This window comes from Bartonella sp. AU55XJBT, from assembly GCF_028618525.1.
In genome coordinates, this window is sequence record NZ_JAQITC010000012.1 from 69,991 (window position 1) to 80,963 (window position 10,973).

7 protein-coding genes and 2 pseudogenes are annotated in these 10,973 nt (G+C 38.5%); 6 read left to right on the forward strand and 3 right to left on the reverse strand.

What is annotated here, in order from left to right; all coding sequences use genetic code 11:
- Nucleotides 1-21: 21 nt before the first annotated feature.
- Nucleotides 22-546 (forward strand): peroxiredoxin, encoded by a 525-nt coding sequence (locus PVV70_RS07400; RefSeq protein ID WP_273758626.1) that lies wholly within the window; start codon nucleotides 22-24, stop codon nucleotides 544-546.
- Between the two features lie 212 nt (nucleotides 547-758).
- Here the strand turns inward: PVV70_RS07400 and hisS are convergent, their stop codons facing one another.
- From hisS to pyrF, 3 genes and pseudogenes are all read right to left on the reverse strand, one after another.
- Nucleotides 759-2,246, reverse strand: a complete 1,488-nt coding sequence (hisS, locus tag PVV70_RS07405) for a histidine--tRNA ligase (RefSeq protein WP_273758627.1) — start codon at nucleotides 2,244-2,246, stop codon at nucleotides 759-761.
- Nucleotides 2,247-2,617: 371 nt separating this feature from the next.
- Nucleotides 2,618-2,978: pseudogene (locus tag PVV70_RS07410) on the reverse strand (helix-turn-helix domain-containing protein).
- 574 nt (nucleotides 2,979-3,552) lie between these two features.
- Nucleotides 3,553-4,398 (reverse strand): orotidine-5'-phosphate decarboxylase, encoded by an 846-nt coding sequence (gene pyrF / locus PVV70_RS07415; protein ID WP_273758628.1) that lies wholly within the window; start codon nucleotides 4,396-4,398, stop codon nucleotides 3,553-3,555.
- A 524-nt stretch (nucleotides 4,399-4,922) separates the two neighbouring features.
- Between pyrF and PVV70_RS07420 the strand changes: the two genes are divergently transcribed.
- The 5 genes and pseudogenes from PVV70_RS07420 to PVV70_RS07445 all read left to right on the forward strand — a co-directional run bounded on the left by PVV70_RS07420 (nucleotide 4,923) and on the right by PVV70_RS07445 (nucleotide 10,655).
- On the forward strand, nucleotides 4,923-5,999 hold the full coding sequence (locus PVV70_RS07420) for a YrzE family protein (protein ID WP_273758629.1): 1,077 nt from the start codon (nucleotides 4,923-4,925) through the stop codon (nucleotides 5,997-5,999).
- Between the two features lie 687 nt (nucleotides 6,000-6,686).
- Nucleotides 6,687-6,965, forward strand: a complete 279-nt coding sequence (locus PVV70_RS07425) for a hypothetical protein (RefSeq protein WP_273758630.1) — start codon at nucleotides 6,687-6,689, stop codon at nucleotides 6,963-6,965.
- Nucleotides 6,966-7,222: 257 nt separating this feature from the next.
- Nucleotides 7,223-7,957: a tRNA-dependent cyclodipeptide synthase gene (locus tag PVV70_RS07430; RefSeq protein ID WP_273758631.1), complete on the forward strand. Its 735-nt coding sequence runs from the start codon at nucleotides 7,223-7,225 to the stop codon at nucleotides 7,955-7,957.
- Between the two features lie 15 nt (nucleotides 7,958-7,972).
- Nucleotides 7,973-9,238 (forward strand): cytochrome P450, encoded by a 1,266-nt coding sequence (locus tag PVV70_RS07435; RefSeq protein ID WP_273758632.1) that lies wholly within the window; start codon nucleotides 7,973-7,975, stop codon nucleotides 9,236-9,238.
- A gap of 50 nt (nucleotides 9,239-9,288) precedes the next feature.
- Nucleotides 9,289-10,655, forward strand: a pseudogene (locus PVV70_RS07445) (MFS transporter).
- Nucleotides 10,656-10,973: the final 318 nt, after the last annotated feature.

Below are 10,973 nucleotides of genomic sequence, written 5' to 3' on the forward strand. Positions count from 1 at the left end.
AAAAAATACAGGAGCATCCTTATGATGAAAAAAACAGTTCCCAATGTTACATTTCATACACGTGTACGCGATGAATCAGTGAGTGGAGATAATCCTTATCGGTGGCAAGAAGTTAACAGCGATGCTTACTTTAAAGGAAAGCGTGTTATTCTTTTTTCTCTTCCTGGCGCTTTTACCCCTACTTGCTCAAACTTTCAGCTGCCTGATTTTGAAAAACTCTATCATGAATTTAAACAAGCTGGTATTGATGAAATTTATTGCCTTTCCGTCAATGATGCTTTTGTCATGAATGCTTGGGGAAAAGAACAAAATCTCAAAAACGTAAAGTTAATTCCCGATGGCTCTGGTGAATTCACGCGCAAAATGGGTATGCTGGTTGCAAAAGACAATATTGGTTTCGGCATGCGATCATGGCGCTATGCTGCTGTTATTCATGACGGTGTGGTTGAGCAATGGTTCGAAGAGCCAGGTTTTTCAGACAATTGTGCAACCGATCCTTATGAAGTTTCTTCACCACAAAATGTTTTAAAAGCTTTAAAAAGCTAATTCCAACTAAAAACCGTCTATTTAAATTTTTACAACACAAATTTTCCTAGAAAAGGGAATTTGTGTTGTTTCTATTTTTAAAAGCATCTATTCGTGATAGCATCTTGATTAATAATGATCATTTAAGCTTTCTTCAACTTCCCCCCTTAAAATATCGTAAAATTGAAGGGGAAATATTCAAGCTCTTCGCAGCAATCGCTTTCACAAAACCATTACCATTTTTGGGCTGATAAAATATTTTGCACCGTTTGCACCAATTGCTCTTCATCAACCATCACTTGCGCAGGACGGCTTTCACGCCATGTTTGATTATCCTTAATTTCATGAGACAAACGCGCCCCTTCAATCAAATCTTTGATCTGTATTTTTCCACTCTCACGTTCTTGTGTGCCTTGGATCACCACACAAGGAGCTTTGCGCCGATCTGCATATTTCATCTGCGCTTTAATTCCCGATGCCCCTAAATAAAGTTCCGCACAAATTCCCGCATTTCGCAATTTCATTACCATTTTTTGATAGCGTGCAATAGCTTGTGGCTCTTTATCCATCATCAACACCACAACGGGTCCAAGAGTATTTTTTGCTGGCAATTTCCCAAGATTTTGCAAGGCCGCGATCAAACGTGAAACGCCTATTGAAAAACCTGTTGCCGGAATATTTTCCCCGCGAAAACGCGCGACCAACCCATCATAACGCCCCCCTCCCCCAACAGAGCCAAAGACAACTTTTTGCCCATCATCATTGAGAACATCAAAAAGCAATGCTGCCTCAAAAACAGGTCCCGTATAATATTCCAATCCACGAACCACCGAAGGGTCAATTTTAATGCGATTGTGATACCCATTGGCAGCAAAGATTGTTTGCATTTCCTCAAGCTCGCCAATCCCTTCAAGTCCTTGCGCACTCTGACCAACGATTTTTCTGAGGGCATCAAGCGTTTCTTCTGCCGTTTTTGCTTCTATCGTGAGTAAGGAAAGAATACATTCAATCTCTTTATCTTGAAGCTCAGCCCCTTTTGTAAAATCACCACTTTCATCCAAACGTCCCTTGCCTAAAAGCGAACGCACACCTTCAGGACCAAATTTATCCAGTTTATCCATGGCTCGAAGAACCGTTAAGCGCTTTTCACTCTGCCCGCTTTCCCCTAAGCCAATCAACTGCAAAACACTTTCCAGAATTTTTCGGTTATTCAAACGAATGGCATACTCATGCGGCTGAATACCTAATTTTTCCAAACTATCTGCTGCCATCATACAAATTTCAGCATCTGCTGCAACGGTTGGTGTTCCGACAATATCTGCATCAAATTGCATAAATTGCCGAAACCGCCCTGGACCTGGCTTTTCATTGCGAAAAACAAACCCCAACCGATAACTGCGATAAGGTTTTGGTAACGTTTCAAAATTTTCAGCAAAATGACGAGCAAGAGGAGCCGTCAGATCATAGCGCAAAGACATCCATTGCTCATCATCATCTTGGAGCGAAAAGACCCCTGCATTGGGACGATCTGAATCCGGTAAAAACTTCCCCAACACATCCGTATATTCAAAAATGGGTGTTTCAAGGGCTTCAAAACCGTAAAGTTCATAAACTTCACGAATTTGCGCAATCATAGTTTCGCTTGCATACAATTGTGCACTTGTACGATCCACAAAACCACGGGGTAAACGGGCTTTGGTTTTTTCTTGTTTTAATGACATGTTATTCTCTAGCAACAATAGACGTTTACAGATAACCATTATCCCATAGCAACAAACGCTGCAATGACTTTATCACCCTCAAAGCTTTTAACAACATGTTAGAAGCTTTCTATTGTCGACGGTTCAGTAGAACTTTAAAAACCTTTAAAGATCAAAGCGAAACAAGCGCATTATTGCCATAAGATGTTTCTAGATACTTTCACGAGTCTTTATGAAGAGACGTCGCTCATCTATTCATATAAAGACAGCAGGGCATAAGCAAGACAAGACAGCGGGCTGTTTACAAATGATTTTTTTAAAAAATTCAGTGTGCGTGAAAAATCCTCATCTTTTAAGATAAGAAGGAAATAGAAAGAAGGGAGCGCCATACATCATATATTCTGATCAGAAATCAACTTTAAAATGGCTTTTTGTTTGACAAAGATCAGGACTCTAAAACTTTTTAAAAGCAAATATTCTTCTCTGTTTGAGGCAATTTCATCATAATGGTATGAAGCATTTTCGTTTGTGATGATATCCGTGTAAAAAAAAGAAACCGGAACATTCAAAATATCAGAGATTTTCTTTAAACGTCCTGCGCTTACACGATTTAAGCCTTTTTCATACTTTTGAATTTGTTAAAACTTACCTCTAAAACGTCTCCTAATGTTTTTTGAGACATTCCCAACATTTTTCGCTTCAAGCGAATTTTTTTCCGACAAAAAGATCAATATTAAGGTTTTGAGCTTGCATTTGCCCCCTCCGGTTGCGAGCGCCCTTGCATTGGTATTCCGAGAGCTTGAAAACACTCAATCCGAGTCAGCATCCCGCTTTTAGTGCTGGGAAGCACTTGGACAGTGCAAAATTCCTCGGAATTCTAAGACACCCATAAAGTGGGTTCATTTTTACGCTCGGATTTAAGGTTTTCAAGGCCCACTTAGTCGTTGCATAGACGACCAAAAACATCTCTTAATGTGTAAAATAATTTCAGGATTTTAGCCATAAAAATAGTTTTTCAGAAAATTGCAGAATTTATTTTTCATGAGAAGTTATCGACTCCTCAAATTCTTGAACACGCACGCATATCCTCAAGCCTCCCATTTCACGAAAGGACCTCACCCTTATTTCTTAAACGCGCCCTCTAGATAGGGTCCTTAATCAATAAAAGCAGCTTTTATTTTATCCTTCAGGCGAGCCCTGAGCGAATAATTCTTCTGCTATCCCATAAAACCATCGTCATTGAGAGAAGAGAGTCCCTATGCGAAGTCAGAAAGTGGAGCTTTTTTATAAGGAAGAGCCTTCTCCCTTAGAGCAAGAGCCCAAAAAATTAAGAGAGAAGCGTGTTTTTAGATTGCTCAGCAAAATTATGAATGATATTTTTTAAATCAACAGGATTTCGACCAACCTCTGTAATTGACCTTGAAATTGAAGGAATAATATTCTGCCATAGCCTTTGAGGAAATTGCTGGGTTAATTGTGTTATTGTTCCCCCTTGAGCCCCAATGCCTGGAACAAGAAACAAGCTATTTTTTAGCTGTTCAATTGTCTCTTTTGCGTCACAGCCTAATGTTGCGCCAATCACTGCCCCGATAGGCCCAATATGGCGATATTGACTTGAAGATTGGCTATTGTATGCAAAAATACGCTGCGCCAAATGAACAGAAACCGTTTGATCGCCAATGCGAGCATTTCGAATTTGTCTTCCCTCTGGATTAGACGATTGAACAACCATAAAAACAGCCGTTTTTGTTTCTTCTGCAATCTTTATCAAAGGAATGAGAGCATCAAACCCTAAAAAAGGATTGACTGTTATAGCATCGGCTTTGAAGGGACTATTGGCACCAAGCCAAGCTTTACCGTAAGCTTCAGCGGTAGAGCCAATATCCCCTCTTTTTGTATCAACGAGAACCAACAAACCTTGTTTTTGTGCATTTTCAATAAGTTCTTTCAAAATTTGGAGTCCTTCCACCCCATATAACTCAAAAAATGCGGCTTGCGGCTTTATGATCCCCACCTTCCCCACAACCGCTGTTAAGAGGATATCGCAAAAATCTCTTAGACCTTTATCATCGCAGCTCAAATTCCATGATTGCAAAACTTTATGACTCGGATCAAAACCAACACAAAGGGGGCCATATTTTTCACTATTTTTAAAAAAAGCTGAACAAAACATTTGATATCCTAACACGGTCTCTCTTTAAATTTTTTGATACAATCAAAAAGAAAAGCATTTGTCAAAAGAATACAATCCTCCCCCCCCCCAAGAAAGCACTCTCATACATTGCTCTCATAGACAAACTCTGCTCTTGCTTAATTGAAAGATATTCCCATTCACAAGGCTTATCGCATGTTGATCGATCAAGACACTTTTATCAACCAAGACGTTGTCATAAGACACAAATTCAAACTTGATGACAGAATAGGAACAAAAAAAACATTCCATATTACTTTGTTCTATACCCTCGTAAAGCCCCCCATTTTATCACTTTCACGCCCCTTTTTTTACACTCAACTAAAATGCTCGATAAATGCGCTTTAAACAAAAATTAAAAAACGCTCCACCATGATGTTTGCAATCTTAACTTGAGATCTCTCCGATTCACCTTGTAGCAGCTAAATTGTCCATTATGGACCATAAATTTGGAACATAATTGGCAAAAAGACATTGTATCTCCAGCATATTCAAGGAGATAAAACATGGAAACCCGCATTCCTGAAAAAACACCTTTCGATACGAATTTTCTAGAAGAAACATCTCTAGACACAAAATATTCATTTTTTCATACCCCTATTTCATGGTCCGCCATTTTTGCTGGACTGGTTACGGCTCTTGCCACCTCAATCTGCCTCTCTTTTCTCATAGCAGCTTTAGGCTTAAGTCAAATGGACTTTACTTCGTCCTCCCCTTTTAGAGGTTCTTTTCTCTCGATGGGCATTGGGTCTCTTATCGTTATGGTGATCAGTCTTGCAAGTGGCGGTTTTATAGCGGGACGTTTTGCTGAAATCTCTGGAGCTCTTCATGGTTTTTTAACTTGGGCTCTCGTAACACTGCTGATGACATTCCAAGCCATTCACGTGGTTTCTAGTACAGCAAACTTAAGCGCTAAAGCGGTTGGAAAAAGCACTTCTATGATAGAACAAACCGTCGACAGCCTCCCCTCCCTCCTTTCAAAAATCAACAGCGAAAGTTTTGAAAAGTTTTTTGCAGAAAACCGTGACAATGGGATTAATTTTGATAAACTGGGCAATGAATTGCGCACCCTTCTCCACAAAAGCGATATTCCGGCTCTCAATCCTGATCGCTTAAAACAAACTTATCAAGCTGCACTCAACGATATTGGTTCTGCAATAACCGCTTTCAAAAATGATCCTTCGCATTATCGCACCACTCTGAAAAATCTAGGGGATCGCCTTTCTGATCGCATAGAAGCTCTGACAGAAAAATTTAATCAAAGTGATATCATCAAAGCCCTCATGAACAATGACATGTCGCATACAGATGCACAAACAGCAGCCAACCGTGCCCTTCATGTCTATCAAGGGGCAGAGGAAAAAACAGAACAAACCCTCAAAGCACTAGAAAAACAAGCTGATACCTTATCACAAAAGCTTGATACACAAGCAAAAAATGCCCTTTACGTAGCTGATAAAGCCACAACAAAAGCATCACATATGGGATGGTGGGGCTTTTTAGGCAGTCTGATAGGCGCCATCATTTCCAGTGTTTGTGGTTATTATGGTTACAGAAGCCGCAAGGATATTTTCAAACTTTAAAAAGTAGCAATTTTCTTAACACTTTAAAAACTTGTGCCTCTCCATCAAAACAAACCGATAAAAAGCTGCACTATATGTGCAGCTTTTTTACAATATTTTCTCGATTTTTTCAACGCAGCAAAAATTTCTCAAAAGCCAATTTTAAGCTTTGATAAAAGTGAGAAAAACGACAAAGCACCTAGGAACAACCTTAAACTGAAAAGACTCTCTTATCGGTTTTAGAATAAGACAGCTGCAGATATTGTATATTTTTTTTAATTTCATAAGCCCCAAAATCTACGATATAATATGACGATAGCCCCATTTATTTTAATGAATGGGAATCTTGCGCTTATTCATTGTGGTATAACGCAGATGGATGGAACGTGTGGGTTTACAAAAAAGAGATATCGATGATCATTTTACGTTTTTATTTCTCTTTTTTACATACAACTTGAAGTCACAATACCGCTGTTTGGTGACCAAACTTTTGGTAAAAATATCCCCTCATACATTTTTCTCCTCAATGCTCTTATTGTCATCTTTTTCCAAATACCTGTCTGAAGATGGTCTTGTCGGGAAAATTCCAAAACGCCAGTATTATCCTTTATATTTTTTACCCTCTCATTCTTTATTCTCCACGCTCTTTATCACTCTTACCTTAGCCTTTTTTTAGCGATTGTGCTTTTTACCTTTGCCGAAATCATTATGCGCATACGCCTCGATTATGAGGCCACAAATATAGATGAACGCCTCATTGCGAGCGCATTTGGCATCATGAGTTTATCGAGTGCTTTTGGAGGAATGGCAGGCAGTTACTTCGGTTCTCTCTTATACAACAAAGCTGTTTTTGGCTTATCGGTTTGGCAACTCTTAAGCATTGCATCCATCAGCGCTGCTTTTCTCTCTCTCCTGCTTTTTATGAAAAAAGCAAAAAGTAAATTCAAGCTATCTCACGTCTATTTATCTCATCATGCAATAAAATAAGCTTTCTAGAATGAATTGAGCCGAACTGGAACAGGCATAAAACCCTAACCGTCGAATTTGAAAGTTCGCTTATATCCATAACTAAGATGTTATAAATACCCGTATGTATTTTATAGTAACTTAACAGACAAACTATCCGCAATTGCCTTTACGATGTACCGTATTTGTTATATAATAGGACAATGATTCGATAATTATTTATTAATTAAATTATATTTCCGCAATAATCATGATAGAAGGCGGGGAGGGGTGTTGATGTGCATTTGCAAGAAATAGATGTTAATAGCTGCTTTTCATTTTCTATAAGGGGGCAATCGGAAAACTGTTCTCGTTTAATCGCGATGAAACAGCATCTTATGATCGGTATAAGTCCATTCAACTCAAGATTTTCAGAAAAATATATAACTGAACTCATATATTGGAGCGCAAAAAAATTTAAAGATATTGACGTATTGCTTCCAGATGTAGAATCAGCAATGCTCCTTGTATTGGCATCTGGAGCGCCTAAGGCTAAAGCAGAGAGAAAAACAAAAAGGGAGCTCAATCGCATAAGGCGTATATTATGCAATATTCAAGATTTTAATAATTTAGAAAAATCATTTCGCATTCTTGACTTCTCTCAATACAAACAAAATGAAAACTACAAAATACTAAAATCAAAAGCTACAGATCTATACAAAAAAAGCTTAAAATTTAATGAATTATGTAGAAAAATGTCAATCCAAGCGGTTGGGAATCGGGCAAAAAGCGTGGGATTATCAACTGAAGAAATAAATATTTCTGTTGAATATATTTTCAATGAAATACCATTCTATATAAATACCCCATCTTTACTTAACAGAGAAAGCTCAGTTTTACCCTACCATCGTGAATGGCCGGTAGGAGAATTATTGCTCAGCAGAGAATCTCCTCTCTGTGTTGACGGGCAACAAGGACATGGAATTGTTTCGATATGTACACAAAATTATAATAAAGAGTCAGTTTATGATTAAGAATTCAAGGGGAAAATGAAATGGTACGCCATGTTATTAAATTCAATATTATGGACAAAAAATTTCAAAAAAATCCATACAATACATACCAAACGGTACATTCTTCTGACTCTGTTCTTTGGGACGAAAATCTTAAGGCTTATTTTTTTTGGCCGATATGAAGATGTCAACGCAATTTTGAAGGATAACCACTTCACAACAGCTCCTTTAGCCGTTCGGGCAGAGCCGGTAATGGGCGATCGCGTATTAGCCCAAATGGAGGGAGATGAACATCACAGCAAGCGGCAAGCCGTACTTTCAAAACTTACAGGCAAAATGTTCCGTACTCGCTATGCATCAATTATTGAAGATACAATAGATCAGCTTCTTATACCGCATCTTGCAAATGGAAGAATAGATATTATTAATGAATTCGGTAAAGATTATAGCGTGCTTGTTACATTAATGGTCTTAGGTCTACCGATAGATCGCTACAAGGATATATCAATGTGGCACAAGGGTGTCGCATCTTTTGTTACCAGCCTTAACCAATCAGATGAAGAAAAAGAATTCAGCTTATCATGCAGCAAAAACATCATTTCTTATCTAACGCCACTGATAGAAGAATGGGATAAAAATTCATCAGAAGATTTAATATCTGTTTTATGTCAGAAAACAAATGATGGTAAAAGTATGACAACTTCTGAAATAGTTGCACTTGTCCTTAACATGTTATTGGCCGCCATAGAGCCTGCTGATAAAACATTAGCTTACCTTTTTTATCATTTGCTCACAAACCCAAGCGAATTAGAAAAAATCCAAAATGATAGGACACTTCTTGGCGATGCGATCGCAGAGACATTACGCCTCACTTCTCCTGTTCAGCTTATACCACGCCAAACCAATCAAGCGATGGAGTTCAAAGGGATCTCGTTACCGGCTAACTCCCTCGTTTTTTGCATGATTGGGGCTGCTAACCGTGATCCTGATGTTTTTATGGACCCCGATAATTTTATACCAGAACGCAAACGAGTTGGTAAGACTGGTATGAATCTTATAAAGTCCGCGAATCATTTGGCCTTTGGAGCAGGTATGCACGTTTGTGTAGGTTCTGCTTTTGCTCTCATGCAAATAGAGTTAACAGCAAATAGGCTCCTCGATAAACTTATTGAAATCAACTTAATTCATGGTTTCGTTTTGGAGGAAGAGGGGTTGTACACAAGGGGGCCATCAGCACTCCCCATCACATTTATCCCAATAGCACAGTCCTCGCAAACAGGTATTCATTCTCAAAGCCTGTGATTTATGAGGCAGAACCAATATTGTCAAGAATATCAGCAGGGGGCATAAGAATGCAAAAAAGAGATTCCTATAGCAAATCAGAAAAGTCTGTCATTTATACCGTCATTATCTCCAGTATACTACCTTTGCTAGACGGTAGCATTGTGAATGTCATCCTTCCTAATCTTGCGCATTATTTTTCAACGGGAGAAAAAAATATACAATGGGTTGTAACTTCCTATTTCCTCGCCACTGTGCCAGGACTGTTGATGGCAGCTTTTCTGCAAGGGAGAATAGGCGTTAAAAAAACGTGGCTCCTTGCAAACTGCATTTTTATGCTTGGATCATTGGGGGTTGGATTAAGCTATGATTTTCAAAGCATTATCTCTGCCCGTATCGTGCAAGGTTTTGGAACAGGACTCTTATTGCCCCTCAGCCAAACGATTATCGCCTTACAATTTGGACAAGACCGCGTTCGCCAAGCGCCATGGGCACCATAGCCGTACCAACGGTTTTCGCCCCTGCTTTTGGCCCACTGGTGGGCGCTTCCATAGCTCAGTATGTGTCTTGGCGGTTGTTATTTTTTATCAATATTCCGCTTATTTTATTAGCACTCACCATTGGTGCAAAACATTTAAAAAGCAACGAAACAATCAAAACAAAATTTAACTTACTGGCATTTGTAGCCTTTTCCCTATCCCTTATTTCATTTTTTTATCTCACAGAAGCCAGAAATATCAATAACAACAACATCCTCTCTCTCATAGCACTGATAGCGGTACTCTCTCTCATATTTTTCATTGTTTCTAATCAGAAAGCAACAAACAAATTAATCGTCTTTAGCGGATTTACAAATGTACGCTACACATTGCTCATGATCATGGGACTTATTTCTTCCTTTCTTTTTTATAGCTTTCTTGTTTATTTCCCTTTAGCATGCGCCATGGAAGAGCTCCATGAAAAGAGCCTTCTCATCATCGGTTCCCTCCTTGCTCTACAAGGGATGGGTGCATGGATCGGCAGAAAATTCATTTACCAGAAATGGAAAGAAAAATCTCCCTTTTTCATGATAGGAATTGGTTTGCTGATCTCAAGCTTTGGCTTATTATGTTTTGGCTATACAATCAGCATGGATGGGCTTGGTTTCTTACTAAGAGGTATAGGGCTTGGTATTGCCACCATTGTATGCCTATCTGCCCCCATTCAATATGTTAATCGTTTATACATCAAAGATACGGCAGTTATCACACGTATATTACAGCAAATAGGCGGCGCTTTAGGCGGTGTATTTTCTGGCTATTTGCTCTATACGCTGACAAAAGGATATCTCTCCCTCAACCAAACATATCTCATATTCTTCCTATTCTCTATCGCTGTATTTTTACTGTTTTGTCTCATACTCTTCTTATCACGCAAAGAAAAGAGCGCAAATCTATGAGATACTTTGTTTGAACACCATAACATTTGCAATGGTGATAAGATCATAAAACATTTATTATGATGGAAAAAAACAACACAATTAATTCTCATATCTCAGGAAAAGTATAAAAAATTCTACAGACACAAGCCATTTTTTGTAAATTTTTTGTGCTTATTATACAGACATAAAAAATCGTATTATGACTTTAATTCTAAAGGATAATACTGCCTGATTGATTTTTTAGAGTTTTTTCTGGAAAACAACAGCCACTAGGTTCTCTAAGAGGATATAAGGATCAAATAAGGATGGGATAAGGTGAGAGATATATGGTAAGAG